Raw genomic sequence first — 25,058 nt, 5'->3', positions numbered from 1 at the left:
TTGCCAAGCTGTAATACGCGGCCGTGCTGGCGGCGGATCGTGCCGCGTCTGGTCCCCGGCGCCCGCGCGTGATAGGGGCGCGCGGATGACGACTCCCCCGATCTCGAACATTCGCAACTTCAGCGTGGTCGCCCACATCGACCACGGCAAGTCGACCCTGTCCGACCGCCTGATCCAGCACACCGGCGGCCTGACCGCGCGCGAGATGTCCGAGCAGGTGCTCGACAATATGGAAATCGAGAAGGAACGGGGCATCACCATCAAGGCCCAGACCGTGCGCCTGACCTACAAGGCCAGGGACGGCGAGGAGTATGTCCTGAACCTGATGGACACGCCGGGCCACGTGGACTTCGCCTATGAGGTCAGCCGCTCCCTGGCCGCCTGCGAAGGCTCGCTGCTGGTCGTGGACGCCTCGCAAGGGGTCGAGGCCCAGACCCTGGCCAATGTCTATCAGGCCATCGACAACAACCACGAGATCGTGCCGGTCCTGAACAAGGTCGATCTGCCGGCCGCCGAGCCGGACCGCGTGCGCGCCCAGATCGAGGACGTGATCGGCATCGACGCCTCCGAAGCGGTCCTGGCCAGCGCCAAGTCCGGCATCGGCATCGAGGAGGTGCTGGAGGCCATCGTCACCAAGCTTCCGGCGCCCAAGGGCGATGTGAATGCGCCGCTGAAGGCCATGCTGGTCGACGCCTGGTACGATCCTTACCTCGGCGTCGTTGTCCTGGTGCGGGTCTTCGACGGCGTGCTGAAGACCGGCATGCGGGTCAAGATGATGCGCAACGGCTCGACCCACCTGATCGACCGGGTCGGCGTCTTCCTGCCCAAGAACACGCCGGTCGATCAGCTCGGCCCCGGCGAGGTCGGCTTCATCACCGCCCAGATCAAGGAAGTCGCCCACGCCGCCGTCGGCGACACCATCACCGACGAGAAGAAGCCGACCGCCGAGCCGCTGAAGGGGTTCAAGGAAGTCCAGTCGGTGGTCTTCTGCGGCCTGTTCCCGGTGGACGCCGCCGACTTCGAGGACCTGCGCGCCGCGATCGGCAAGCTGCGCCTGAACGACGCCTCCTTCACCTATGAGATGGAAAGCTCGGCGGCGCTGGGCTTCGGCTTCCGCTGCGGCTTTTTGGGTTTGCTGCACCTGGAGATCATCCAGGAGCGCCTGAGCCGCGAGTTCAACCTCGACCTGATCGCCACGGCGCCGTCCGTCGTCTACAAGATCGGCCTGCGCGACGGCTCCGAAATGGACCTGCACAACCCGGCCGACCTGCCCGACGTGATGCAGATCGAGACCATCGCCGAGCCCTGGATCAAGGCCACTATCCTGACGCCGGACGAATACCTCGGCGGCGTCATCAAGCTGTGCCAGGACCGTCGCGGCCAGCAGATCGAACTGTCCTACGTCGGCAACCGCGCCATGGTGGTCTATGAGCTGCCGCTGAACGAGGTGGTGTTCGACTTCTACGACCGGCTGAAGTCGATCTCGAAGGGTTACGCCTCGTTCGACTACGAGATCACCGAATACAAGGTCGGCGACCTGGTGAAGATGTCCATCCTGGTCAACGCCGAGCCGGTCGACGCCCTGTCCATGCTGGTCCACCGCGCCCGCGCCGAGACGCGCGGCCGGGGCATGGTCGAGAAGATGAAGGAACTGATCCCGCCCCACCTGTTCCAGATCCCGATCCAGGCGGCCATCGGCGGCAAGATCATCGCCCGCGAGACCGTCCGCGCCCTGCGCAAGGACGTGACCTCGAAATGCTACGGCGGCGACGCCACCCGCAAGAAGAAGCTGCTGGAAAAGCAGAAGGCCGGCAAGAAGCGCATGCGCCAGTTCGGCAAGGTCGAAATCCCGCAGGAAGCCTTCATCGCCGCCCTGAAGATGGACGAGGATTGATCGGCTAGCGACGACCTATCCCTCCCCGGCACGGGGGAGGGATAGCCGTTTACGCCGCCTCAGTGCGCGCCGTTCAACTGCTCGAACACCGCGTCGTAGCCGTTCGCTTCCGCGAACCGCAGCGGCTTGACCCGTTCGACCAGGATTTCGTCGCGCGGGGTCTCGCCGCGTTCGATCAGACCGATCACCTCGGCCGTATAGTCGGCCAGCGGCATGGAGGCGGGGTTTTCCGCATGGCCCGGCATCAGGTCGGTGGCCACGCCGGGCGGGGCCAGTTCCAGCACCTCGACCCCGGTGTCCGTCAGTTGATGCCGCAGGGACTGGCTCCACGAATGCATCGCCGCCTTGGTCGCATTGTAGGTCGGCGTCGCCGTCAGCGGGACGAAGGCGAGGCCCGAGGTCACCGTCATCACCGTCGCCTTCGGCTGGGCCGTCAGATGCGGCAACAGGGCGGCCGTCAGGCGTATCGGCCCCAGCAGATTGGTGGCGATGGTCGCTTCCACGACGGCAAGGTCGACCGGCTGGGCCTTCAGGTCCTCTGTCTTCATGATGCCGGCGTTCAGAATGACCACGTTCAGGGCGGGGTGGTCCTTGACGACCTGGGCGCCGAAGGCGGCGACGGCGGCCGCGTCCTCCATGTCCAGCGTCGCCCACGCCATGCCGGGATTGGCGTCCGCCGTCTCTTTCAGCACGCTTTCGCGACGGCCAGTGATGACGACCTGATTGCCGCGCGCGTGCAGCGCCTCGGCGAGGGCGCGGCCGATGCCTGTGCCGCCGCCGGTAATCAGAATGGTGTTGCCGTTGATGTTCATGATCGTCTCCTCGGGATGCGTCAGCGATGAAAGCGAGGTATGACGGTCACTCTCCAATCGAAAGTAGGCACTTGAAACTGCCCTACTTACCCACCGGAAAGAAATGGCTATGACCGCGCTTCCGCCCGCAAGAATTGCTCATCCCGAGACCGGCGAGGTCGCCGATCCGCGCGTGGAGGCCTTGGTCAATGACGTGATCGGCCGCGTCGCCGACAAATGGACTATGCTGATCCTGGAGGTTCTGGCCGAGCACGGCGAGACCCGTTTCACCCGCGTCGGCGAACTGGTCGGGGGCATCAGCCAGAAGATGCTGACCCAGACCCTGCGCCAGATGGAGCGCGACGGCCTGGTGATCCGCACCGTCCACCCCGTCATCCCGCCCAAGGTCGAATACCGCCTGACCGACCTGGGCTTCACCCTGGCCGAAGCCTTCTGCGGCGTCTGGATGTGGGCCGAGAAAAACATCGACCGCATCGAGGCGGCGCGCGCGGACTTTGACGGGCGAAAGGGATAGGGCAAGGGATTCGACAGTTGACTCAAAACGCCGTTCGTCGTTTATTTCTGTCATGACAGAAACGAATGACCGGTCGTTGCCGCTTGCCGTTGAGCAGATCGTGTTGCGCTGGGGCGACCTTGGCGGTCAGTGGGGGGTGAACCGTTCCGTGGCTCAGATCCAGGCGCTTCTGTATCTTAGCGAGAAGCCTCTCACTGCCGAAGACATCGCCACGACCTTGGGCTTGGCGCGGTCGAATGTGTCCAATAGCCTCAAAGAACTTCTGACGTGGAAGCTCATCCACCGTGTTCCGGTCTTGGGTGACCGCCGTGATCATTACGAGGCTGAAACTGACCTTTGGCAGATGGCCACCAAGGTGGCGCAGGGTCGCAAGGCCCGTGAGATCGACCCGATGGTCGCGGCGATCAACGACGCCGTGGCGAGCGTCGATGGCCAGGGGGCAGGTATAAGTCCGGAGGTGCGTGCGCGTTTGGAACGGCTCCAGGGGTTCGTCAACACGGTCGACGGCTGGTATCAACAGATGCTCGGCGTCCCCCCCGAAACACTGATGCGACTGATCCGCATGGGGTCGAAAGTCGTGAGCCTTCTCAAGTTTGTTGGGCCGAAAGATCGCGGATCTTGACTCATTTGGCCTGTGATTTCTCTTTTTACAGAAACAAAAGACGGAGCTGGTCGTGGTCGACGACAACGTGACGACGCAGAAGCATAGGCTGCATAAACGCCTTCTGTCTGGCTTCGGCCTTGCGCTGGCGATCGCGCTGAGCGCCTTTCTGCTGCTGTCCGCATCGAAATCAGGCTCGATCTGGTTCGCCAGCATCTGGTTTCTGGCGCTGCTTCCGGCCGTCCTGTGCGCCTTGATCTGCTACATCGGCGATCCGGATCGAACCCGAACGACCAGCTTCTACTGGCTGGTCCCCTGTCTGCTGGGGGTCTTAGTCTGCCTGGCTTCCTATTTCGTCCTGCAAGAAGGCGTCATCTGCATCGTCATGCTGTCGCCCGTCTGGCTCGTCAGCGGCTGGGCGGGGGCCTTCATCATGCGTTCTCAACGCCATCGTAAGAGCAAGACGCTGCAATCCAGCTTTCTGATCATTCCCTTGGCGGCGGCTATGGTGGAGGCGCAGCTTCCGACGCCCCATGAGGCTGTCGCCGTCAGCCGCACGGTTATCGTGCGCGCCGCGCCTGAGGACATCTGGCCCTACGCCGTCGCCAGCCATGACATTCGAGCAGACGAGGGACGCTGGACCATCAGCCACGACTTGATCGGCATTCCACGCCCGACGGAGTCCCGCGTTGTCGGCTCCGGCGTGGGAGCGGTCAGAACGGCCTATTGGGGCGACCACGTCAACTTCGAGGAGCGGATCGTCGCCTGGGCGCCGGGCCGTAAACTGGGCTGGGATTTCAACTTCACCAATAGTTCGGTTCAGGACTACACCGACAAGCACATCTCGCCGGACGGTGAGTTTCTGACGATCAAATCCGGAGACTATGTGCTGCGCCGCATTTCGCCCCATCAGACCGAGTTGACCCTCACGACTCGCTATGTCGCCAAAACGCACGTGAATCCGTACGCGAGAATTTGGGGCGAACTGATGATGGGCGACATCCATGACAATGTGCTCAGCATCATCAAGGCAAGGGCGGAGCGCGATGTGGCCCTAGGTTAGAGCGAGACGGCGTGGCGGTCTCTTGAGCCACCTTACCCCTGCACCGTCTCCGTGATGAAATGCCGGCCCTGACGGTCCTCGATCTCGACCACCCACAGGTCCGGGTCATACCCGCGCTGGCGGGCGATATAGGCGTCCAGTTCGCTTTCGCTGTCGGAGGTGACGGGCTGGATCCACAAGCGGTCGCCGTCGGCGCCGAAGGCTTCGGTGAACAGTCGGGCGGTGCGGGTGGAGGTGTCGTAAGCCTTGACGATGACCGAGCCGGCGCGGGCGTCGCCCTTTTTGACCACGGTGGCATAGGCGCCCTCGATCTGGGCGCGGCGGATCAGGGCGCTGACCCACAGGTCGCTGGAAAGAAGCAATTCGCTAACCCTGCTCGAACACGGAACCCCAACCCTGGCGCGCTAGGGTCGGGGCATGAGGATAGGCCTTTCCCCCCGGCAAGCCAGAGGTTTCCTGTCGGCCGTGCTGATCGCCGCGACGCCCGTCGCCGCCTTCGCCGCGCCGCAGGACCGCTTCTATGAGCGCAGCTTCGTGCTGGCCGCCAACGACCGCTGCGGCCTGTTCGAACCGCAGCTGACCGCCGCCCTGACGGCCGCCGCCTGGCAGGCGCGCGGCGCGGCCCTGCGCGCGGGATCCAGCGACCGGCAGCTGGCCGAGACGGCCCAGCGGGCGCGTGCGCGGGCGAACACGACGCCGTGCGGCTCGACCGATCTGAAGACGGTTCAGGGCCGGGTCCAGACAGCCTTTTCCGGCTGGTCGCGCACGACGCGGATGGAGTTTCCCGGCGATCGCCGAAAGTGGAGCGCGGACCGCGCCGCCTATGCGCGCCCGACCTGGCGGTTGATGCAGGCGACCGTGACCGGCGCCTCGCCCGTGCGGTTCGGCGTGGTGGGCGGCATGGACCGGCCCGATCAACTGGCCGCCGTGGTGTCCTGGCAGGGCCGCTCGCGGCCGACCGGGGTGCGGGTGGTGATGCGCGACCACACGGTGGCGCCGCGTCCGTGGCTGTCGCATGACCTGCCGCCCGCCGCGCAACGCCGCGCCTTCTGGGCCGCCGGCGTGACCAGCGCCGATACGATGCTGTTGCCCGAAGGCCGTCCGGCCGGTCAGGCCTGGCTGTTCCCCGCCGCCGCCGCCGACGCCCTGTCGGCCCTGGACCCGCGCGAGGTCTTCACCGTCGATTTCCTGTTCCGCGACGGCAGCATCGCCCGCTCCACCTTCGAGGCCGGCGACTTCGCGGCGGGTAGGGCCTTCCTGGCGATGGGGCAGGTTTAGGTTTCGATTGTCGGCATTCGTCTGACGTGCATCCCTCGGGCTATGCGCAATGTCTTGTCAGTCGTCGTCGTTGCAGCTCTAATCACAGCCTGTTCAGGAGACGAGCCGTCGCGACCGCCAGTGATGGTGTTCGCCCAACACGACTTCGACCGCCTCTATGTCTGGGACCGCGCACCCGCGATATGGGCGAACACGCCGACATTGGTGATCGCCGAGAGAGACAGCCTGTACCCGTCAGTCCCTGACGTCAAAGTTCTGCTTTCATGCAAGGCAGACAGGAGCCTGACGGTCTGGGGAAGCGCCTACGAGTTCGCCACCGATGTCGGCGGGCCGCCGCGTTTGATGCCGATGTTCGGTCTTCGAAGCCGAGACGTGTCGCTGTTGGCCGAGCCGATATGGGAATATGGGGGCTTCAGCAAGTCGGCGCACTATGTCCTGCACCCTTCGCAAGCCGAGCTCAATCAGCTGCTACGCGGGCCATGGTTCGAGGTGAGCGAGGTCTACGCTGATGGCGGTGGAGCGATACGATATCCGCCTCCGCCAAGAGAGCTGGCGGACGCCTTTATCCGACAGTGTCAAACAGCCGCTGAGATTGAGTAAATCGCGATTGATGGAGCGGTTAGGCTTCGACCGTGACCGGCGTCGCGTCGACAGCCGTCTCGCTCGTCTCCGCCACCATCACCGGCAACCGGATCATCACCGCCGCGCCTTCGCCCAGGGTGCTGTCGATGGTCATGCGGCCGCCGTGCAGTTCGGTCAGGCTGCGGACCAGGGACAGGCCCAGGCCGGTGCCTTGCGCCTTCTGGTCGGCGCCGCCCGCCTGTTCGAAGGGGCGGCCCAGGCGTTGCAGGTCCTGCGGCGCGATGCCGACGCCGGTGTCGGAGACGGCCAGATCCAGGTCCGGCCCGTCGGCGTCCAAAGTGATGGTGACGGAGCCGCCGGCGGGCGTGAACTTGACCGCATTGGACAGCAGGTTCAGCGCCATCTGCTTCAGGGCGCGGGCGTCGGCGCGGACCGTGATCGGCTCGGACGGCAGGACGGCGGCCAGTTCGACCCCCTTGTCGTCGGCCTGCAGCCGGACCAGGGCGACGGCGGCGGACACGGCGTCGCGGGCGTCGAACGTCTCCATCGCCAGCTGGTAGCGCTCGGCCTCGATCTTGGACAGGTCCAGGACGTCGTTGATCAGATCCAGCAGGTGGCCGCCCGCCTGATGGATGGCGTCGGCATAGCCGGCGTAGCGTTCGGGCAGGGGGCCGAACAGCTTCTGGCGCATGATGTCCGCAAAGCCGAGCACGGCGTTCAGGGGGGTACGCAGCTCGTGGCTCATATTGGCCAGGAAGCGGGTCTTGCCGGCCGACTGGGCCTCGGCCTCGACGCGGGCGGTCTCCAGCCCTAGCTCGCGGGCGAACTGGGCCGTGCCGTCGAACGCCTGGGCGATCAGGCGCGGGCGGTCCGTCTCGTGCTGGAACGGGCCCAGGATCATGACGACCCGGCGGTCCAGGGCGATGCGCGGCGTGAACTGGACCTCGACCGACTGGCCCGACAGGGCGCGGGCCAGGGCCGCGGACACGGCCGGGCGATCCGGCGCATGAACGGCCGAGATCAGGCCCTGCTCGGTCAGGGCCAGCACCGACAGGGCGGGCGGCGGCGTGCCCCAGGTGGCGACCGCGCGGCCCGACGGATCGAGCAGCAGGGTCAGGGCCGGCTGATCCTCCAGCAGGGCGGCGATGCGGGCGGCCTGTCCTTCCGCCTCGTCCAGGCGACGCTGGCGCGCGCTCCAGGTCAGGCGCATGGCGGCGATGATCGCGCCCATGGCCAGCAGGCCCGAGACGGCGGCCAGCAAGGGGCCTTGCGCCTCCGCCCCGTTCAGCCAGGTCGAGGTCAGCCCCGCCAGCAGCGGCAGGGTCACCGCAAAGGCGCCCACCCGGGTCAGACGATCGGCGCCGACGCGGGCATGATGCACGCCGTGATCCAGGGCGATCCCCGCCGCCAGCGGCGTCAGGATCAGGCCGGGCAGGGCGCCGGTCACGCCGCCGGTCAGGCCGGCCGAAGCGGTGGCGGCCAAAATCCACCCGCCCATAACGGCCAGCCTCAGCCCCACGCTGTCGCGCACCATCAGCACGACGCCGAACACGCCGGGGAAGGCCATCAGCAGCAGGGCGGCCAGCGGCGCGTCCTTCAGCCCGTCCATCATCTGGGCCGCCAGCGCCGTCAGGGCCACCGCCACCGCCCAGATGGCATGCCACAAGGCGACCAGCGGGGCGCCTAACGCCGCGTCGTGCGTCGGGTCGTCCTCGAATCTGGCGTGGGCGTCGGGTTTCAAGAAGGGCGGGCCATGGGTTTCGTCTGCGCCCAGACTAGGGCTGCGGCTGAGTCGGTGCGAGGCCGCTCCCCCCTGAGGCGAACCCCATTGCGGCGTTCACCATGAATATCGGGGGACAAAACGGCCGGTTGTCGTTAACGGCCGCGCGGCCTATCTGGCGGCGCATGACCGACCGCACGCCGCCGACCGACACCCTGGACCAGACCCTGGCCGAACTGGCCGAGGATTTTGACCTGCTGGGCGATTGGGAGCAGCGGATCGAATATGTCATCGAACTGGGCAAGGGGCTGGCCCCGCTGGACGAGGCCGACCGCATCGAGGCCAACAAGGTGCCGGGCTGTGCGGCCCAGGTCTGGCTGGCGACGACGCAGGACGACGGGCGTCTGTGGTTCGCCGCCGACAGCGACAGCGCCCTGTCCAAGGGCAATATCGCCCTGCTTCTGAAACTGTATTCCGGCCGCACGCCGCAGGAGATCGTCGCCTTCGACGCCCGCGCGGCGCTGGATCGGCTGGGCCTGCCCTCGGCCCTGACGCGCCAGCGCGCCAACGGCCTGAACAGCATGGTCGGCCGCATCCGCGAGGCGGCGCTGGCGGTTCAGTAGTCGGGGGTTGCAACCGCCGGCCCGGCGACCCACGATCGCGGGGTCGTAACCGGGGGCGCGAATGGACCTGCTGAAGATCCTGCGCAGTTTCGAGGAGTTTCTCTTCGAGGCGGTCAGCTGGCTGGTCTTCTATCCCCTGACCCTGTGGCGCATCCTGCGCGGGCCGCTGGCGGCGATGGACTATTCGGACCGCGAGCAAAGCGACAGCGAGGAGCGTCGCTATGACGACGCGCTAAGCCCGCCGCTGTTCCTGTTGGCCACCATCGTCCTGACCAATCTGCTGTCGATGGCGCTGCATGTGCCACAGCCGCCCGAGGCGACCGACCTCAGCCGCATGGTCTATGCGTCCCAGCAGAACCTGATCCTGTTCCGCTCGCTCGCCTTCAGCCTGATCCCGCTGGTCGCCGCCGTCACCCTGCTGCGCCACGAGAAGAAGCGCATCGCCCGCGAGACCCTGCGCGCGCCCTTCTATGCGCAATGCTATCTCGCCGCCGTCTGCGCCGCCTTCGTCTCGGCGGGCGGGACCATCTTCCAGCGGCCCGAACTGCCCAATGCGATCGGCGCGGCGATCATGATCGTCGGCGCGGCCTGGTTCGTCGTCGTGCAGTCCCGCTGGTTCGCCCGGCGGCTGAACGTGTCAAAGGCGCGCGGCGCCGTGATCGCCGTCCTGGCCCTGATCCGGGCGCTGACCTACCTCCTGGCCGTCCTGATCCCCTTGGCCCTGATCTGAGCGGACAACACAGGGTGCAATGAGGGCGCTCTTGTCAGCGCAGCGCGAAATTTAAGCGGAGGTCTGCTTGCCGGCGCGATGGCCATTGCGGATTTCGACCCGTTGCTGACGTTCGTTAGCGCTTCGCCTTACGCGCTGATCGCTCCTGCCAAGCGACGCCGCCGAAGACAGCGAGTAGGCCTACGAGAAAGAGGGCGTCCTGTATTATGGGAGCGGCGCCAAGCATCTCCGCTGGCAATCGAGCGGCTAGTAACACCAGCCCTCCCCAGGTCACGGCCCGCGATACGCCATTCGGTTTAGGTCCTCGACCTTCCTGCAGATCAACCATTGGCTCTCCACCCTGCGTTGAAGATAATGATGCGTAACTTACGCTGTCCACCCCTAGCCGATGTTTGGAACGTTCGCTCACGGCAAGGGTCGCCGAGGTCCGCTTCCCACCCCACACGGTGGTTCGGAAGGTCTGCTTCCGGGCCTTGGGCCGAATGCCCGGTTTCCGGCCTAGTGCCGATGTCGTGGTCCGACCCTTAGCGGACCTTCGTCGGCGAGCTGATCAGCAGGTCGGAGGAGCGCCCGTTTTGAAGCTGTCGACATATTCGGCAACCGGCCCAAGACCAACCGAAGCTCGAAATTCGTCGACGCGCTCCGCATCCTCAAGCCGCCAAAGCGTCCACTGACCGGTGCCGTAAGGGCAGGTCATCTGTGTCCCGTATCTCTGAGGTTGATCCCTCGTCATCTGCAGCCGGTCATACATCATGGCGTACTCCGAACCGGCGACTTCCCCGCTAGGCACAAGGTCGGCGAGAATAGGCAGAAAGCGCTCCCACAGCGTCTCATCGCCATGCTGCACAACGAGAAACGCCGACGCGGCTGCGTTGTCGCCGTAGCGACTTTTTCTGAACCACCCCTCCTCTGGAACCATCGTCAATAACTGCTCTTGGTTTTCGAGGTCGATCGCCCGTACCTCTGGCCAAAGCGCGCGTCGAACTCGCCCGCGTTCGGGCGGCGGCACGTTCGCCATAGCCTTCCAAAGACCTTGTCGAGCGGCCTGGTCGATAGCCCCCATGCGCTCCAGGCGTTCTTGATCCGTCTGTGGTGGAGGCAATGCGCTCTGAGCGCCTTTTGCTTCCGCGATGCTGGCGCGCAGAGTGTTCAGGGCCGCTTCAGTTAGCGGATCAGGTGCCGTCGCTTGCGCGACGACAAGCGTAAGCGCTGCAATCTTTTGGATCATGACACCCTCCCCTAGATCACCCATCAGATGGTGCCTAGGATGAGCAGTCAAGGCTTGGAAAACGGCGTTTGGCAATGTGCGCTTTCCACCCAAAGCCGACATTTGCCGCGTCCGTTCCCCGCAGTAAAAATCCAGTGCGATCTGCGAACCTCACCCGATCCCATAATGATCCGCCAACGCCTGAAGCGCCTGTTTCAGGACGGTCTTGCCCTGGCGGCGGCGTAGGCCGAGGCCCGTTTCGGCCAGTTGCAGGCTGTCGCCGTGGATGCAGATGCGGGTCAGGATGGGGCGAAGGCGCGGGCCGGCGGCGGTCAGGGCCAGCTCGACCCTGCGCGCGGCTGACAAAGCGCGGTCGGTCGGCTCCATCCGCGCGGCGGTTCCCGAGCCTGAGGTCGGCAGGGCGTCCCAACGCATGGTGACCGACGCGCCCTTCGTCGCCTGTTCCGCCTCGCGCCGCAGCCGTTCGCCGGCGGCGGCCTCGGCCGGGGTCAGCCAGGGGCGGCCGGACGCATCCTTGCGCCGCGCCAGCCAGGCGATCGGGCTTTCGCCCAGATTGGCCCGCGCGCGGACCATGCGGCCGTCCGGCTGCATCAGGTCGCGCTCGCCCGCCACGAAGCCGGGACGGCCGGGGGCGGGGGACGGCGTCGGGTCCGGCTGGGCGCGTCCCGACCAGCCGCCGCCGGGCCGCACGCGCAGGCCGGGCTGGTCGATCAGGGCGCGAAACTCGGTCTCGGTCAGGGTCAGGCTGATGCGGCTGCGGCGATCCGGCGACAGGCGCAGGGCATAGGCGCCGCCCTCGGCCGACAGCCACGCGCCGGGCTTGGCCATCAGATCGCGCGCGCGTTCCAGAAGCCGGCTCATTGCGGCAGCTCCAGGCGGGGCGACTGATACAGACCCTGAATGCAGCCTTCGAGGTCGTTCATTAGATCGTCGATGCTGCGCTGTTCGCGCTCGTCCTCGACCCAGCGGCAGGCGGCGCCGACGCTGGCGCGATTGACGCCGAAGACGTGGCCGACCCGCTCCATCGTCCAGCCATAGGCGACGTGCGACAGGTACATGGCCAGCCAGCGCGGGCGGGCCGCGCGCGGGTTCATCCGGCCCCGACCGGTCATCTGCGACGGATGGGCGCCGGTGCGCGCCGCGATCAGATGAATGGCCAGCCCGGCCTTGACTTGATCCTCCTCGGTGACCGGCACCCTGTAGTCCTCCAGCACGAAACGTCTCCCTCTCACGAACTCTCGACGCCGGCATCATAGGCGGCTGCGACGTCGCGATAGGAATATCATCCTACTGTGCGCCAAAATCGGTCGTGGCGGCTTAACCGCCTTGAGGTTGCGGGCAGCACGTCGTGCGTGAGGGAGGTGAGAGGACGGGCGGTATGTCGGCCGAAACACGGGGCGCGGGTCCAACATGGTTAATAAATTTCGAATCGTTGACTCCAGCCTCTCGACGCCGATTCGCAAATCAGCCTAGATTCGCCTCAATTGGATGGCGTTAACCCTTCTTAAGGTTTTCACGTCTTAACTTGCGAACAAGGTTACCCGGCCGTGTGTCAGGGTGGTTACCGCAAAGCTTTTGCCTGGAGGGGCACGTATGCGCGTCCTGTTGATTGAAGACGATCACGCAACCGCCCAAAGCATCGAACTGATGCTGAAGTCGGAAGGCTTCAACGTCTATACGACGGACCTGGGCGAGGAAGGCATCGATCTGGGCAAGATCTATGACTACGACCTCATTCTTCTTGATCTGAACCTGCCGGACATGAGCGGCCTGGAAGTCCTGCGCCAGCTGCGCGTCGGCAAGGTCAACACCCCGGTCATGATCCTGTCGGGCAGCCACGAGATCGAAACCAAGGTCAAGACCTTCGGCGGCGGCGCCGACGACTACATGACCAAGCCCTTCCACAAGGACGAACTGATCGCGCGCACCCACGCCGTGGTCCGCCGCTCCAAGGGTCACGCCCAGGCGATCATCCACACCGGCGAGATCGCCGTGAACCTGGACGCCAAGACGGTCGAGGTGAACGGTCACCGTGTCCACCTGACGGGCAAGGAATACCAGATGCTGGAGCTGCTCTCGCTACGCAAGGGTACGACCCTGACCAAGGAAATGTTCCTGAACCACCTGTACGGCGGCATGGACGAACCCGAGCTGAAGATCATCGACGTCTTCATCTGCAAGCTGCGCAAGAAGCTGGCCACCGCAGCCGACGGCAAACACTATATCGAAACCGTCTGGGGACGCGGCTATGTCCTGCGCGACCCGGCCGAGGGCGTCGTCACCGTCGCCGCCTGATCGACCTTCGATCCGCGATTTCGAAACGCCCGCCGGTGACGGCGGGCGTTTTGCGTTGGGAGCCTACTGACGCTTGGCCGGCATGTCGCGGCCGCCCTGGTGCAGGACCAGGCCTTCGACGGCGCCGGCGGCGTTGCGGGTGAAGGTGATCTGGGCGTCGACGGCGGTCAGGTAGAAGGCGTCCTCAGCCTCCGCCGTCAGTGCGAAGGCCGGCTGGCCGGTGGCCTGGGCCATCAGCTTGCCGTCCACGACCGAGATCGTCAGGGCGAAGGTCGGGGCCAGATTGTAGACGCCCTCATAAGCCTTCAGCACCTCGGGCGAGAGGGCGACGGCGCGGCGTTCGCTGGGCAGGGTGACGGTTCCGCCGCGCGCCAGGGTGACCAGGGCCGCGCCCAGCTTGTCCGGCGCCTCGCCGTTCAGATTGCCCAGGACGATGACGGCGGTCCGATCGCCCGGATCATAGGCCATATAGGTGTTGAAGCCCTCGATGGCGCCGTTGTGCCAGACCAGACGCTTGCCGTCGGCCTCGGACACCATCAGCCCCATGGCGTAGCCGTTGCGGACCGGCGTGGTCAGGGCGGTCATGGACTGGGCGTTCAGCAGCCGCCCACCGAACAGGCCCTGTTCCCACTTCAGCAGGTCGTGGGTGGTCGAATACAGGGCGCCGGCCCCGGTCGGGATGCTCATGTCCACATAGTCGGCGTTGACGACGCCGTCGGCGCCCGGCGCATAGCCCGAGGCGCGGCGGGGCAGGATCACGTCGTGGCGGTCATAGCCGCTGTCGCCCATGCCCAGCGGCTGGAACAGATTGGCGGTGACGAAGTCGGCGTAGGTCTGGCCGCTGGCCGCCTCGACGATGGCGCTGAGCAGCACATAGCCCGAGTTGGAATAGGCGAACCGGGACCCCGGCGCGAAGTCCAGCGGACGGTCGCGGAACCGGGCGATCAGCTGCGGCAGCGTCGCGGGCCGGGTCTTCTGGGCCTCGAAGTCGGAAAAGGCGGTGAAGTTGGGCACGCCCGCCGTGTGGCTGAGCAGATGGCGCGGGGTGATGGCGTCCCAGGCGGCCGGGGCGTCGGGCAGCCAGGTCTTGATCGGCGCATCCAGATCCAGCTTGCCCTGCTGGTTCAGCAGCATGACCGCGACGGCGGTGAACTGTTTCGACAGGGAGCCGAGGCGGAACTTCACATCACCGTTGTTGGGGATGTTCCACTCGCGGTTGGCCAGGCCGTAGCCCTGATCCAGAAGAATGCGGCCGTCGCGGGCGACCAGGACGGCGCCGGAGAAGGCGCCGGCCTCGCTGGAGGCGCGGATCACCTGGTCCATGCGCGCGGCATCCTGGGCGGCGGCCGGGCGGCTGGCGAGCGGGCTGAGCGTGAGGGCCAGGGCGCTGGCGGCCAGCAGCAGGAGCGTCGAGCGACGGCGGGCGAGGGGCGATTGAGGCAAGGGGCGGTCTCCTGAACGCGTCACGCTAACGCTTTCAGGAAGAGGCGGCGAGCGCGGCGTTCGGATGCAGGCGCCGCGACCTTTTCGTCAGGACTGCGGAAAGGTCAGGGTCGCCTCCAGCCCGCCGCCGTCGGCGTTGGCGAGCGTCAGATGGGCGCCGGCGCGTTCGGCCATGCGGCGCGCGATAGTCAGGCCCAGGCCGGAGCCGCCGCTGTCGCGCGAACGGGACGGATCGAGGCGGTAGAAGGGCTCGAACAAGCGCTCCAACTGGTCGGGCGCCACGCCGGGACCGTGGTCGCGCACGATCAGGCGCACGGCATGGGCGTCGTGCACGGCGCTGACGGCCGCATCGCCGCCGTGGCGGACGGCGTTGTCGATCAGATTGGTCAGGCAGCGGCGCAGCGCCTGAGGCCGGGTCGGCACGACGGCGTTGCAGCCATCGGTGAAGACGACCGGCTGGCCCGCCTCGGCCGCGTCCTCGCAAATGGCGGACAGCAGCGCGTCCAGATCGACGGGGGTCACGGCTTCGAGCGTGGTTTCGATCCGGGCCAGGTCCAGCCCTTCGCGGACCAGATGCTGCATGCCGGCCAAGTCGCTGATGAACTGGGCGCGCAGGGTCTCGTCCTCGATCTTTTCGACACGCAACCGCATCCGAGTCAGGGGGGTCTGCAGGTCGTGGGCGACGGCGGCCAGCACGCGGATGCGATCCTCGATCAGGGCCTTCAGCCGGGTCTGCATGGCGTTCAGGGCGGCGGCGGCTTCGCGGACCTCGAGCGCGCCCTCCTCGACCAGGGGCGGGCGATCCAGATCGTGGCTGAGGGCGACGGCGCCCTGGGACAGGCGGTTCAGCGGACCGGCCGCCAGCCGCGAGGCCATCCAGCCGGTCAGCAGCACGGCGGCCAGACCCGCAAACAGCAGGGCGGCGGCCTCGCGGCTGAGCGTCCACGGGCGCGGGGCGGGCGGCAGGCTGATCGCCACCGGGACAGGCGCGCCATTGACCGGCCGCAGGACCAGGATGCGGCATCTCAGACGATCGGTCGCCGCGCCGCACGCCCCGGCCGAGGCCTCGAACGCCTTGACCGAAACCCTATCCACGCCCCGCCGCTTCAGGGCCTCGGCGACCGCATGGGTCAGCGACGGATCGGGCGCGCCCAGCTTTTGGCCCGCCGCATCCGGCAGGCCGTCGGTCAGGCCGACGGCGGGATCATCGCTGGAGCCGGCCAAGTCCACAATCCGTTCGGCGGTGGTGAAGTCATGGGCCTGGGACAGGCGATGACGATGGTTCAGGCCCAGGGCGGCGAAGGTCACGCCCGCCGCCAGCAGGGCGCCGACCACCAGCAGCAGGAACAGCCGCGTGGTCTCGGCCTCGGCCCGGCCTTGGCGGGTTCTCACGCTCGCCATGTCACAGGCCCCGCCAGCATATAGCCCAGGCTGCGCACCGTGCGGATCAGGGCCGGGGCCTTGGCGTCGTCGCCCAGCTTTTGGCGCAGGCGGCTGACCCTCAGATCGACGGCGCGGTCGTCAGCGTCGGCGACGGTGGACAGGGCGCGGATCCGCTCGCGCGACAGGGGCTTGCCGCCGTTCCTGACCAGAGCGTGCAGCAGGTCGAAATCGGCGCCCGACAGCGGGGCCAGCCGTCCGTCCGGCGCCGTCAGCGCCCGCGTGGCGATGTCTAGCGACCAGCCGGAGAAGTCGGCGTGTCGTCCCTCGCTCGTCGTCGCCTCGCCGCCGGTGCGCCGCAGGACGGTGCGGATGCGGGCCACCAGTTCGCGCGGCTCGAAGGGTTTGGCCATATAGTCGTCCGCGCCCATCTCCAGCCCCACGATGCGGTCGATGGGATCGCCGCGCGCCGTCAGGATGATGACCGGCGTTTTCGACGCCGCCCGAATGCCGCGACACAGCGACAGGCCGTCCTCGTCCGGCAGGTTCAGGTCCAGCACCACCAGATCGACCGGCCCGGCCTCCAGCGCTGCCTTCATGGCTCGCCCGTCGGCGGCCTTCACCGTGCGAAACCCGTGCTGTTCCAGATGGTCGGACAACAGGTTTCGGATCTCGCGGTCGTCGTCGACGACCAGAAGGACGGGGGCGGAGGAGGTCTGGGACATTGGCGTTCGGCGAGCGGCAAGACGTGCGATCTGTCGTCCTGTCTCATGGCTAAAGCGCGGCGGATACAGTCTGACACAACTCTCTTCGCCGACGATACGCGGCGACACCGACCGGCCCCGAACCGGCCGGACGCGGGTCCGAAACAGTGACTGTCCGACACGAGGCCGGACGCCAAACACACAGAAAGACCCGCCATGAAGTCCTTCCGTTCCACCGCCGCTTTCGGCGCCGCCGCCCTGGTGATCCTGACCAGCGGCGCAGCCTTCGCCGGCACGCCTTCGGCCCCGTCGTCGGGCGCTCACGCCCGCCCCGCCGCCTCCGCCCGTGCGCATCATCGGGTCAGCCACGCCCGCACCCATCGCGCCGTGACGCCCGCCAAGAAGAAGTAAGGCCCGACGCCTTGCTGGTCCTGCCGGCGTCCCCGGCCGGCAGGATCCCCGACACTCCTGAGACTTCGACCTTCAAAAGAAAGACATCGACATGAAATCCTTCCGCACCGCCGCCGCCGTTTCCGCCGTCGCCTTCGTCGCCCTGACCAGCGGCGCCGCCTTCGCCGGCACGACCCCGGCGCCCTCGACCGCCATGACCGCCCGTCCGGCCGCGACCGCTTCGGCGACGACCCCTGCGCCGTCGGCCCGCGCCCCGCGTGCGCACCGCCGGGGTCATCAAGCCCAGGCCCAGACCTCGGTCCAGGCGCCGGCGACCGTGACCGCCAAGAAGAAGTAAACCGGCCGCCCCCTCCGGTTCGCACAGGAACGCCCGGCTGTCGCAAGACGGCCGGGCGTTTCCGTATTCAGATGCCTGTCGTCAGGCGGGTGTCTTGAAGCCCGCCGCGAGGGCGGCCGCCATCGGATTGGGGCGACCGAAGCTGTCGAAGAGCAGGGGCTTGTCCCGGCCGTCGTCCTTGTCGCCCTGACGATACCAGCTGTCGGTGTCGCGCAGGCCCCAGACGGTGAAGGCGAACTGCTGCGCCTTGGGCAGGGCCGCAAAGGCCGAGGCCAGTTCGGTGACGCGCGCGCCCTGGGCCGCGATCCGGTCGGCCTGACTACGGAGGTCCAGACGGTTTTCGGTGCGCAGGGTGCAGTCCAGCTCCGACACATGGATCGGCAGGCCGAACTGGCTGATCTCGCGCATATAGGCGGCGATGACGCCCTCGGGGATGTCGATCCAAAGGTGGGATTGCAGGCCCAGGCCCTGCAGCGGACAGCCCGCCTTCAGCAGGCGCTCGACCAGTTTCAGGAACTGCGCGCCCTTGGCCGGCACGCTCTCCTGATTGTATTCGTTGAGAAACAGGATGGCGTCAGGATCCGCGATCCGGGCCTTTTCGAAGGCGCGCAGGATATAGCCGTCGTGGCCGTATCGCGCCGACCAGTGACAGTCTCGCATTCCCGACCCGTCGTCCAGGATCGGCTCATTGACCACGTCCCAGCTGCGGACCTTGCCGCGATAGCGGCCGGCGACCGTGGCGATATAGCCGTCGAAGGCGCGGTCGAAGCCGGCGCCCGACAGGCCGGCGAAGGCCTCCTGGCCTTGGGCGTACCAGATCAGGGTGTGGCCATGCATCGCCATGCCCTCGGCCCGGGCGAAGGCGGCGATACGGTCCGAGCGGTCGAAGTTGGGCCGGTCCAGGCCGTCGGCCAGGATGTACTCCATCTTCATCTCCCACTCGGGCGTGAGTTGGGAGACGTTGGCGCGGGCCAGCGAGACCCAGTCCGGGTCGTCGATCTGGCTGGCCTTGATCGCCGTGCCGAAGGGGGCGGGGGCGATGGACTTCAGCGGGGGGACGTTGGGCGGCGACGGTTCCGCCGAGGCGAAGCGGTCGCAGGCGGCAAGCGCGAGCGGGGCGGCGAGGATACCGCGGCGGGTCGGCGTCATGCGTCTCCCTCCAGCGAAGGCAGACGTAGAAGGCTGCGGGTCGTCAGACCGCACGCTTCCGCAGGCCCAGCTCGTCGAAGGCGGCGGTTTCGCGCTTGGCGAGGGCGATCAGCTGGTTCAGCCTGGTGGTTTCGGCGACGTGTTCGAACTTCTTCAGCTCTTCGAAGGCGCCAGTCAGGGCGTCGCGGGCGCCGGCTTCCTCGGCGTCCAGCACCGACAGGTCGCCTTCGGCGGCGGCCTTCCTTGATTTCCAGCCGTTCAGATAGGCGCCCAGCATCATGCCGGCCTCGGCGTCCATGCGGGCGCGGTTGCGTTCGCCCTCGGCCTCGGCGTCCAGCACGGCGATGCGGAGTTCGGCGCCGGCGCGGCGTTCGGCGATCTCGGCCAAGCGCTTCTGCAGCGTCTCGACCTCATAGTTGGAGATGCGGATCAGGGATTGGGCCCAAGCGGTCATCTAAATCATCACTCCCTGATCATGCCTTGGTTCAGGATTGCTTCCAGCCGGGTAAAGGAATCGGAAAGACGCGTCGCATCGTCCTTGTCTTGTCCCAGAAAATCTTCGAGCGCCGGATTCAGGGCGATGGCCCGGTCCACGATGGGGTCGGCGCCGGTGCGGTAGGCGCCGATCTTGATCAGCTCTTCCATATTGGCGTAGGCGCTCAGGCACTGGCGGGCGCGCTTGTTCAACTCGCGCTCGGGCGGGGTCTGACAGCCGGGCAAGGTGCGGCTGACGGACTTCAACACGTCGATGGCGGGGAAGCGCCCGCGCTCGGCGATCTTGCGATCCATGACGATGTGGCCGTCCAGAATACCGCGCACGGCGTCGGCGATCGGCTCGTCATGGTCGCCGCCGTCCACCAGCACGGTGAACAGGGCGGTGATCGGCGCCGCCGTCGTGCCGTCGGGCCGGATCGGTCCGGGACCGGCGCGCTCCAGCAGCTTGGGCAGTTCGGTGAAGACGGTGGGGGTGTAGCCCTTGGTGGTCGGGGGCTCGCCGGCCGCCAGCCCGATCTCGCGCTGGGCCATCGCAAAGCGGGTGACGCTGTCCATCAGGCACAGAACTTCGAGATCCTGGTCGCGCAGAAATTCGGCGATGGCCATGGTCATATAGGCCGACTGACGGCGTTTCAGGGCCGGTTCGTCCGACGTGGCGACCACGACGACGGCGCGTTTCAGCCCCTCTTCGCCCAGGGTCTCTTCCACGAACTCGCGCACCTCGCGGCCGCGTTCGCCGATCAGGCCGACGACGACGGCGTCGCACGTCGCCTCCTTGGCCAGCATGGACAGCAGCACCGACTTGCCCACGCCCGACCCGGCGAAGATGCCCAGGCGCTGGCCCCGGCAGGTGGTGGTGAAGACATCCATGGCCCGCACGCCCAGATCCAGCCGCTCGCCCACCCGGCCGCGCGAATGGGCGGGCGGGGGCGGGGCGCGCAAAGGATAGGGGGCGGGGCCTTGGGGCAGCGGACCCTTGCCGTCGATCGGCTGGCCGAAAGCGTCGATGATGCGGCCCAGCCAGGCGGTGGTCGGGCGCACGCTGGCGGCCTGATCGATGATGCGGATATCGGCGCCGGGGGCCACGCCCTCGACCGGACCGAAGGGCATCAGGAGGGCCTTGGAATCGCGAAAGCCGACGACCTCGGCGGGCAGGGGATCGTGGCCGCGTCGACCGATCTCGGCCCGGGCGCCGACGGCGAGGCGCGACAGGCCGCCGCGCGACTCGATCAGCAGGCCCGACACGCCCGCGACCTTGCCGGTCACGACCAGCGGATCGATCGCTTCGACGGCGGCGACGAGATTGCGCAAAAATCAGACCCCAGGAACAGGTCTCAACAGATGCGGCAACGTGGTTAACGACCGATGAAGCGCTGCTGCAACGCGGGGGATAAGGCCGCGATTACTGCGTCTCGATTGCAACTCAAACGTGAAACGGTTTTTCAACTAATTAGGCGGCTAATCTTGCAACCGAGGCGGGCGGGGGCCGGCCGACAGCGAAGAGGTTGCAACCTATGTTCGCGCGTAAACCGAAGTCATCGGACATGCAGGATCGGCTGATCGATCTGGACGGCAAGATGGCCGCCATCGGCCGGTCGCAGGCCGTGATCGAGTTCAACCTGGACGGCACCATCATCGACGCCAACCAGAACCTTCTGACCACGATGGGCTATAGTCTGGACGAGATCCGGGGCGCCCACCACAGGACCTTTATGGACCCGGCCGAGGCGGCTTCGCCCGACTACGCCGCCTTTTGGCGCGAGCTGAACGCCGGTCAGTTCCTGGCGCGCAAGTTCCGGCGGCTGGCCAAGGGCGGGCGCGAGGTGTGGCTGCAGGCCTCCTACAATCCGGTGTTCGGCCCCGACGGGCGGCCGGTGAAGGTGATCAAACTGGCGATTGACATCACCGCCGACGAGCAGGAAGCCGCGCGCCGCGAGGCCGAACGGGTCGAGGCGGAAAGCGCCCAGACCCTGCTGGTCGACGCTCTGGCGGGGGTGCTGAACAAGCTGTCGGCCGGCGACCTGACCGCGCGGATTGATGCGCCGGTGAAGGGCGACCATGTGCGGGTGCGCGACGATTATAATGCCGCAGTCGAAAGCCTGCGCCAGACGATGGGCCAGGCGCTGCGGGCCGTGTCGGGTCTGCGGGGCGGGGTGGGCGAAATCTCCAGCGCGTCCGACGACCTGTCGCGCCGCACCGAACAGCAGGCCGCCAGTCTGGAAGAAACGGCGGCGGCGCTGGACCAGATCACCGCCACGGTGAAACGCAGCGCGGACGGCGCCAAACAGGCCTCCGCGGCGGCCCTGGGCGCTCGCGCCGAGGCGGACCGATCGGGCGAGGTGGTGCGCCAGGCGATCGCGGCCATGGACGGCATCAAGCGCAGCTCGACCCAGATCAGCGACATCATCGGCGGTGATCGACGAGATCGCTTTCCAGACCAATCTGTTGGCCCTGAATGCCGGGGTCGAGGCGGCGCGGGCGGGCGAAGCGGGGCGCGGCTTCGCTGTCGTCGCCTCCGAAGTGCGGGCTCTGGCGCAGCGCTCGGCGGAAGCCGCCAAGGAGATCAAGACCCTGATCACCACCTCGGGCCAGGAGGTGGCGCAAGGGGTCAAGCTGGTCGACGAGACCGGCGCCGCCCTGTCGGCCATTGCGGTCAAGGTGGCGGAGATGGACGCCCTGGTCAGCGAGATCGCCGCCTCGGCTCAGGAACAGGCGACGGGGCTGAGCCAGGTCAATACGGCCGTCAACCAAATGGATCAGGTGACCCAGCAGAACGCGGCCATGGTCGAACAGACGACCGCCGCCGCCATGAGCCTGAAGTCCGAGACCGAGCAACTGGCCCTGCTGGTCGAACGCTTCGAGACGGGCGAAGCGCCGGCTCAGGCCCGCATCCATGACCTGTCGCAGGCCGCCGCCCCCGTCCCCCTGGCCCGCGAACGCGCCCGCATCCGGGCCTTCGCCAGCGGCGGCGCGGCTGCGGCGGCGGCATCGAACGCGGGCTGGGAAGAGTTCTAGGGCGCGCTCGGCTCCAGCTCGATTTTCGCATCCCGCGTCGTCGCGATCGCGCCGACCGAGGCGGCGACGATGGCGGCGATGGCGAGCCATTGCTGGCCGGTCAGATGCTCGTGCAGGATCACAAGCCCTGCCAGGGCGCCGACCGCCGGCTCGGCGCTGAGCACCACGCCGAAGGTGCGTTTGGGGATGCTGCGCAAGGCGACCATTTCCAGCGAATACGGCAGGGCGCTGGAGAAGATCGCCACCGCCACGCCCGCCAGGATGATGGCGGGGTTCAGCAAGGCGGCGCCCGCATGGGCCACGCCGAACGGCACGACGACCATGGCCGCCACGCTCATGCCCAGCGCCACCGACTGACCGGCGTGCAGGTGCGACAGCCGCTTGCCGAAGACGATGTACAGCGCCCAGCACAGGCCGGCGAAGGCCGCCAGCGCCATGCCGACGGGATCCAGCGCGCCGGCCCCGGCCTTCAGCGGCAACAGCAGGCCCAAGCCGATGACCGCCAGACCAATGCAAGCGAAATGGATGGGCTTACGCGAATGGATCAGGGCCAGGGTCAGGGGCCCCATGAACTCGATGGCGATGGCCAGACCCAGCGGAATGGTGCGCAGGGCCATGTAGAAGCTGAGGTTCATCGCCCCCAGCACGACGCCGTAAAGCGCGATGGCGCCCCGGGTCCGCGCGGTTCAGGCGGAACCGCCAGGGCCGGAAGACGGCGACCAGAAGAACGGCCGAAATCCCAACGCGATAGGCCGAGGTCCCCTCCGCCCCGATGACCGGAAACAGGGTCTTGGCGAAGGAGGTGCCGCACGCCAGCGTCACCATGCCCGCAAACAGCGCCAGATAGGGGATCAGGCGCGCCGCCAGCGGCGAGTTCAGATGGGTTTTCAGGGCCAGCGACGTCATGGCGTAAAGCTAGCGTAACGCCGCTTGCGCTTCCCGGCGAGTTTCCGCTTGAATGCGACGGAAATCGTCAATGGAGACCCTGTAATGACGAATTTCGTCACGCTCGACGATTTCGACCATAAGCTGCTGATGCGGGTCCGGCGCAACAATCTGGAGCCGGCGCGGGTGACGGCCGAGGCGGTGGGCCTATCGGAATCCGCCGTCCTGCGCCGCTTGCGTCGCCTGCGGGCCGAGGGCGTCATTGCCGCCGACGTCGCCGTCATTGATCCCGCCCGGGTCGAGCCGCGCATCGTCCTGCATGTCCAGGTCGAGATGAACACCCAGGATCGTAAGGTCATGGACGCCTTCCAGCGCGCCATGAAGGCCAGCCCGGAGGTGCAAGGCGCTTGGGACGTGACGGGCGAAACCGACTATTTGCTGACCGTCGCCGTCCGCTCCATGCAGGACTATGAAGCCTTCGGCATCCGCGAACTGGTCCCCGAAAAGGGCGTGCGCGGCTTCAAGAGCATGATCGTCATCCGCGAGGTCGTCGGCTTCGATCCGGGGCGCGCGGTGCTGGAGCGCTAGGTCGCCGGGGCCTCGACCACCAGGATCGCGCCGACGCCTTGGGTTCGGTTCTCGATCGTGCCGCCGATCTGGCGGACCAGGCTGTCGATTACGCGCATGCCCAGGCTGCGGTCGCTGCGGGCGGCGATCAGGTCGAAGCCCTTGCCCTGGTCCGCCACGGTGACGGTCAGGCGTCCGTCGGCGATGCGGCCGGTGACCGAGACGCCGCCGCCCTCGGGGCCATAGGCGTATTTGATGGCGTTGGTGACCAGCTCGTTCACGATCAGACCGAGCGGGATGGCGATGTCGGCGCCCAGCGGCGCATCGGACGCCTCGCAGGTGACGACATGGCGGTCGCTGCCGGCGTCGATGGCCTCGCATAGCTGGCACAGGAAGTCGGACAGGATCACGGTCTGGACGTCGGCGCCGCGCCACAGCTGGTCGTGGACTTCGCTGATGGCCTGGATGCGCGATCCGGCCGTGGCCAGAGCGGCGCGCACCTCGTCGGAGGCCGCGCCGCGCGCCTGCATCGACAGCAGGCTGGAGACCAGAGACAGGCTGTTCTTGACCCGGTGACTGACCTCTCGCGTCAATAGGGCCTGATGTTCGATGGCGGCCAGAAGCCGCTGCTCGGTCTGCTGGCGGGCGATGGCGGCGCCGACGACGGCGGCGAAGGCGTCCAGGAACAGGGCGTCACGGGCGTCGAACTGGCCCTCGTCTGGACTGTCGACCTCCAGCACGCCCCAGGGTTCGCCGTCCAGTTCGGGCCGGATCAGGACGTTGATGGCGCGCCGCACGCCGTGGTCGGCCAGAAGCTTGGGCGTATGGAAGCGCTGTTCGTTCTCCAGATGGTTGGAGATCAGCGGCTTGCCGGTCTGGAAGGCGTAGCCGGCCGGCGAATCCAGCTCGACGCCCAGCGAGGCGTGACCCTCGACCTCGCCGCTCCAGCCCACGCCGGCGACCAAGACCAGCCGGTCGCGGCTTTCATTGTGGATCAGCACCTTGGACAGGGGCGTCTCCAAGCCGTCGGCGCAGACCACGCAGGCGGCGTCGAGCAGGGCCTGACGATCGCGTTCGCGCAGGGCCACCTCGCCGAAGCGCGCCAGCAGCGACTGCTGCTTCAGGCGATAGCGCAGCTCGTCGGCGATGGAACGGGTCTCGGGCGTCGGCGCATCCTCGACCTTGGGCGCGACCGGATCGTCCATCTGGATCTGGGTCTGAGAGGCCGTGTCGGCCCACACCTCGGCGACCAGTTCGGCGATCTCCGGGGTCAGGCCGGGGTCGGAGGGCGGGCGGGTGTGGGGCAAGGACGGAAATCTCGGTTCGCGCGAC

At 67.3% G+C, this 25,058-nt stretch carries 25 protein-coding genes and 2 pseudogenes; 13 read left to right on the top strand and 14 right to left on the bottom strand.

The features are described from left to right. Positions 1-85 precede the first annotated feature (85 nt). A complete protein-coding gene (lepA, locus tag ABIC32_RS06485) occupies positions 86-1,894 on the top strand; it encodes a translation elongation factor 4 (protein WP_306002189.1) in 1,809 nt (602 codons plus the stop codon). A gap of 59 nt (positions 1,895-1,953) precedes the next feature. On the opposite strand, the gene ABIC32_RS06480 is transcribed toward lepA, so the two are convergent. Next, on the bottom strand, positions 1,954-2,706 hold the full coding sequence (locus ABIC32_RS06480; protein WP_354073258.1) for an SDR family oxidoreductase: 753 nt from the start codon (positions 2,704-2,706) through the stop codon (positions 1,954-1,956). Between the two features lie 109 nt (positions 2,707-2,815). On the opposite strand from ABIC32_RS06480, the gene ABIC32_RS06475 reads away from it, so the two are divergent. From ABIC32_RS06475 to ABIC32_RS06465, 3 genes are read left to right on the top strand one after another with little or no spacing between them, the layout of a single operon-like run. After that, positions 2,816-3,220, top strand: coding sequence for a winged helix-turn-helix transcriptional regulator (locus ABIC32_RS06475; protein ID WP_295167390.1), 405 nt, complete (start codon positions 2,816-2,818; stop codon positions 3,218-3,220). 52 nt (positions 3,221-3,272) lie between these two features. Continuing rightward, positions 3,273-3,842: a GbsR/MarR family transcriptional regulator gene (locus ABIC32_RS06470; RefSeq protein ID WP_295225813.1), complete on the top strand. Its 570-nt coding sequence runs from the start codon at positions 3,273-3,275 to the stop codon at positions 3,840-3,842. Between the two features lie 52 nt (positions 3,843-3,894). Next, entirely contained in the window at positions 3,895-4,884 is a 990-nt protein-coding gene (locus tag ABIC32_RS06465; RefSeq protein WP_354073255.1) for an SRPBCC family protein, read from the top strand. A gap of 32 nt (positions 4,885-4,916) precedes the next feature. On the opposite strand, the gene ABIC32_RS06460 is transcribed toward ABIC32_RS06465, so the two are convergent. Next, positions 4,917-5,246 (bottom strand): DUF1491 family protein, encoded by a 330-nt coding sequence (locus ABIC32_RS06460; protein ID WP_354073253.1) that lies wholly within the window; start codon positions 5,244-5,246, stop codon positions 4,917-4,919. 55 nt (positions 5,247-5,301) lie between these two features. Between ABIC32_RS06460 and ABIC32_RS06455 the strand changes: the two genes are divergently transcribed. Together ABIC32_RS06455 and ABIC32_RS06450 are read left to right on the top strand one after the other, a co-directional pair. Then, positions 5,302-6,162, top strand: a complete 861-nt coding sequence (locus tag ABIC32_RS06455) for a hypothetical protein (RefSeq protein ID WP_354073251.1) — start codon at positions 5,302-5,304, stop codon at positions 6,160-6,162. Positions 6,163-6,285: 123 nt separating this feature from the next. Beyond that, a complete protein-coding gene (locus ABIC32_RS06450) occupies positions 6,286-6,762 on the top strand; it encodes a hypothetical protein (protein ID WP_354073249.1) in 477 nt (158 codons plus the stop codon). Between the two features lie 19 nt (positions 6,763-6,781). Here ABIC32_RS06450 and ABIC32_RS06445 read toward each other — a convergent pair whose 3' ends face one another. Next, positions 6,782-8,485 carry a sensor histidine kinase gene (locus ABIC32_RS06445; protein ID WP_354073247.1) on the bottom strand — a complete coding sequence of 568 codons (1,704 nt, stop codon included), beginning with the start codon at positions 8,483-8,485 and terminating at the stop codon, positions 6,782-6,784. Between the two features lie 164 nt (positions 8,486-8,649). On the opposite strand from ABIC32_RS06445, the gene ABIC32_RS06440 reads away from it, so the two are divergent. Together ABIC32_RS06440 and ABIC32_RS06435 are read left to right on the top strand one after the other, a co-directional pair. After that, positions 8,650-9,087: a SufE family protein gene (locus tag ABIC32_RS06440; protein ID WP_055754061.1), complete on the top strand. Its 438-nt coding sequence runs from the start codon at positions 8,650-8,652 to the stop codon at positions 9,085-9,087. 61 nt (positions 9,088-9,148) lie between these two features. Next, complete coding sequence (locus tag ABIC32_RS06435; RefSeq protein WP_354073244.1) at positions 9,149-9,817, top strand: hypothetical protein; 669 nt, start codon at positions 9,149-9,151, stop codon at positions 9,815-9,817. 550 nt (positions 9,818-10,367) lie between these two features. Here the strand turns inward: ABIC32_RS06435 and ABIC32_RS06430 are convergent. The 3 genes from ABIC32_RS06430 to ABIC32_RS06420 all read right to left on the bottom strand — a co-directional run bounded on the left by ABIC32_RS06430 (position 10,368) and on the right by ABIC32_RS06420 (position 12,259). Beyond that, on the bottom strand, positions 10,368-11,045 hold the full coding sequence (locus ABIC32_RS06430; RefSeq protein ID WP_295172848.1) for a DUF6624 domain-containing protein: 678 nt from the start codon (positions 11,043-11,045) through the stop codon (positions 10,368-10,370). Between the two features lie 150 nt (positions 11,046-11,195). Beyond that, positions 11,196-11,906, bottom strand: a complete 711-nt coding sequence (locus tag ABIC32_RS06425; protein ID WP_354073242.1) for a DUF6456 domain-containing protein — start codon at positions 11,904-11,906, stop codon at positions 11,196-11,198. Next, positions 11,903-12,259, bottom strand: a complete 357-nt coding sequence (locus ABIC32_RS06420; RefSeq protein WP_271042661.1) for a chromosomal replication initiator DnaA — start codon at positions 12,257-12,259, stop codon at positions 11,903-11,905. The genes ABIC32_RS06425 and ABIC32_RS06420 overlap by 4 nt, the downstream gene beginning before the upstream one ends. Before the next feature lie 379 nt (positions 12,260-12,638). On the opposite strand from ABIC32_RS06420, the gene ctrA reads away from it, so the two are divergent. After that, positions 12,639-13,340 (top strand): response regulator transcription factor CtrA, encoded by a 702-nt coding sequence (gene ctrA, locus ABIC32_RS06415; protein WP_017505852.1) that lies wholly within the window; start codon positions 12,639-12,641, stop codon positions 13,338-13,340. Positions 13,341-13,403: 63 nt separating this feature from the next. Here ctrA and ABIC32_RS06410 read toward each other — a convergent pair whose 3' ends face one another. From ABIC32_RS06410 to ABIC32_RS06400, 3 genes are all read right to left on the bottom strand, one after another. Then, entirely contained in the window at positions 13,404-14,783 is a 1,380-nt protein-coding gene (locus tag ABIC32_RS06410; protein WP_354073239.1) for a serine hydrolase, read from the bottom strand. Between the two features lie 87 nt (positions 14,784-14,870). Next, positions 14,871-16,184: a sensor histidine kinase gene (locus ABIC32_RS06405; RefSeq protein WP_354073237.1), complete on the bottom strand. Its 1,314-nt coding sequence runs from the start codon at positions 16,182-16,184 to the stop codon at positions 14,871-14,873. Continuing rightward, complete coding sequence (locus tag ABIC32_RS06400) at positions 16,172-16,888, bottom strand: response regulator (protein WP_354073235.1); 717 nt, start codon at positions 16,886-16,888, stop codon at positions 16,172-16,174. Before ABIC32_RS06400 ends, ABIC32_RS06405 begins: the two co-directional genes overlap by 13 nt. Positions 16,889-17,083: 195 nt before the next feature. Between ABIC32_RS06400 and ABIC32_RS06395 the strand changes: the two genes are divergently transcribed. Both ABIC32_RS06395 and ABIC32_RS06390 read left to right on the top strand, forming a co-directional pair. Continuing rightward, a complete protein-coding gene (locus tag ABIC32_RS06395; protein WP_017505846.1) occupies positions 17,084-17,278 on the top strand; it encodes a hypothetical protein in 195 nt (64 codons plus the stop codon). 91 nt (positions 17,279-17,369) lie between these two features. Further along, entirely contained in the window at positions 17,370-17,615 is a 246-nt protein-coding gene (locus ABIC32_RS06390; protein WP_055753007.1) for a hypothetical protein, read from the top strand. 81 nt (positions 17,616-17,696) lie between these two features. On the opposite strand, the gene ABIC32_RS06385 is transcribed toward ABIC32_RS06390, so the two are convergent. Genes ABIC32_RS06385 through fliI form a run of 3 tightly spaced genes read right to left on the bottom strand, consistent with a single transcriptional unit; the run spans position 17,697 to position 20,570 of the window. Further along, positions 17,697-18,764 carry an endo-1,4-beta-xylanase gene (locus ABIC32_RS06385; protein WP_354073232.1) on the bottom strand — a complete coding sequence of 356 codons (1,068 nt, stop codon included), beginning with the start codon at positions 18,762-18,764 and terminating at the stop codon, positions 17,697-17,699. A 43-nt stretch (positions 18,765-18,807) separates the two neighbouring features. Further along, on the bottom strand, positions 18,808-19,218 hold the full coding sequence (locus tag ABIC32_RS06380) for a flagellar export protein FliJ (protein WP_055803572.1): 411 nt from the start codon (positions 19,216-19,218) through the stop codon (positions 18,808-18,810). An 8-nt stretch (positions 19,219-19,226) separates the two neighbouring features. Next, a complete protein-coding gene (fliI, locus tag ABIC32_RS06375) occupies positions 19,227-20,570 on the bottom strand; it encodes a flagellar protein export ATPase FliI (protein ID WP_292181470.1) in 1,344 nt (447 codons plus the stop codon). A 203-nt stretch (positions 20,571-20,773) separates the two neighbouring features. Here fliI and ABIC32_RS06370 point away from each other — a divergent pair. After that, positions 20,774-22,274 (top strand): annotated as a pseudogene (locus ABIC32_RS06370) (methyl-accepting chemotaxis protein). Here the strand turns inward: ABIC32_RS06370 and ABIC32_RS06365 are convergent. Then, positions 22,271-23,180 (bottom strand): annotated as a pseudogene (locus tag ABIC32_RS06365) (EamA family transporter). The pseudogenes ABIC32_RS06370 and ABIC32_RS06365 sit on opposite strands and share 4 nt — an antisense overlap. A gap of 84 nt (positions 23,181-23,264) precedes the next feature. On the opposite strand from ABIC32_RS06365, the gene ABIC32_RS06360 reads away from it, so the two are divergent. Continuing rightward, complete coding sequence (locus ABIC32_RS06360; RefSeq protein WP_284877767.1) at positions 23,265-23,747, top strand: Lrp/AsnC family transcriptional regulator; 483 nt, start codon at positions 23,265-23,267, stop codon at positions 23,745-23,747. Here ABIC32_RS06360 and ABIC32_RS06355 read toward each other — a convergent pair. Further along, positions 23,744-25,033, bottom strand: coding sequence for a sensor histidine kinase (locus ABIC32_RS06355; protein WP_354073229.1), 1,290 nt, complete (start codon positions 25,031-25,033; stop codon positions 23,744-23,746). The two genes, ABIC32_RS06360 and ABIC32_RS06355, sit on opposite strands and share 4 nt — an antisense overlap. Positions 25,034-25,058 lie beyond the last annotated feature (25 nt).

Source organism: Brevundimonas sp. 1080, assembly GCF_040545985.1.
Classification (GTDB): domain Bacteria; phylum Pseudomonadota; class Alphaproteobacteria; order Caulobacterales; family Caulobacteraceae; genus Brevundimonas.
The sequence above is the reverse complement of the archived record's forward strand: the minus strand, read 5'-3'. Positions and strand labels throughout refer to the sequence as shown.

What these genes read in the sequence shown, in the direction of transcription:
- ABIC32_RS06385 (WP_354073232.1), bottom strand. Translation starts at nt 18,764, where the DNA reads ATGACGCCGACCCGCCGCGGTATCCTCGCCGCCCCGCTCGCGCTTGCC.
- ABIC32_RS06405 (WP_354073237.1), bottom strand. Translation starts at nt 16,184, where the DNA reads ATGGCGAGCGTGAGAACCCGCCAAGGCCGGGCCGAGGCCGAGACCACG.
- ABIC32_RS06470 (WP_295225813.1), top strand. Translation starts at nt 3,273, where the DNA reads ATGACAGAAACGAATGACCGGTCGTTGCCGCTTGCCGTTGAGCAGATC.
- ABIC32_RS06395 (WP_017505846.1), top strand. Translation starts at nt 17,084, where the DNA reads ATGAAGTCCTTCCGTTCCACCGCCGCTTTCGGCGCCGCCGCCCTGGTG.
- ABIC32_RS06450 (WP_354073249.1), top strand. Translation starts at nt 6,286, where the DNA reads ATGGTGTTCGCCCAACACGACTTCGACCGCCTCTATGTCTGGGACCGC.
- ABIC32_RS06430 (WP_295172848.1), bottom strand. Translation starts at nt 11,045, where the DNA reads ATGATCCAAAAGATTGCAGCGCTTACGCTTGTCGTCGCGCAAGCGACG.
- ABIC32_RS06400 (WP_354073235.1), bottom strand. Translation starts at nt 16,888, where the DNA reads ATGTCCCAGACCTCCTCCGCCCCCGTCCTTCTGGTCGTCGACGACGAC.
- ABIC32_RS06425 (WP_354073242.1), bottom strand. Translation starts at nt 11,906, where the DNA reads ATGAGCCGGCTTCTGGAACGCGCGCGCGATCTGATGGCCAAGCCCGGC.
- ABIC32_RS06435 (WP_354073244.1), top strand. Translation starts at nt 9,149, where the DNA reads ATGGACCTGCTGAAGATCCTGCGCAGTTTCGAGGAGTTTCTCTTCGAG.
- ABIC32_RS06380 (WP_055803572.1), bottom strand. Translation starts at nt 19,218, where the DNA reads ATGACCGCTTGGGCCCAATCCCTGATCCGCATCTCCAACTATGAGGTC.
- ctrA (WP_017505852.1), top strand. Translation starts at nt 12,639, where the DNA reads ATGCGCGTCCTGTTGATTGAAGACGATCACGCAACCGCCCAAAGCATC.
- ABIC32_RS06360 (WP_284877767.1), top strand. Translation starts at nt 23,265, where the DNA reads ATGACGAATTTCGTCACGCTCGACGATTTCGACCATAAGCTGCTGATG.
- ABIC32_RS06475 (WP_295167390.1), top strand. Translation starts at nt 2,816, where the DNA reads ATGACCGCGCTTCCGCCCGCAAGAATTGCTCATCCCGAGACCGGCGAG.
- ABIC32_RS06390 (WP_055753007.1), top strand. Translation starts at nt 17,370, where the DNA reads ATGAAATCCTTCCGCACCGCCGCCGCCGTTTCCGCCGTCGCCTTCGTC.
- ABIC32_RS06440 (WP_055754061.1), top strand. Translation starts at nt 8,650, where the DNA reads ATGACCGACCGCACGCCGCCGACCGACACCCTGGACCAGACCCTGGCC.
- ABIC32_RS06455 (WP_354073251.1), top strand. Translation starts at nt 5,302, where the DNA reads ATGAGGATAGGCCTTTCCCCCCGGCAAGCCAGAGGTTTCCTGTCGGCC.
- lepA (WP_306002189.1), top strand. Translation starts at nt 86, where the DNA reads ATGACGACTCCCCCGATCTCGAACATTCGCAACTTCAGCGTGGTCGCC.
- ABIC32_RS06480 (WP_354073258.1), bottom strand. Translation starts at nt 2,706, where the DNA reads ATGAACATCAACGGCAACACCATTCTGATTACCGGCGGCGGCACAGGC.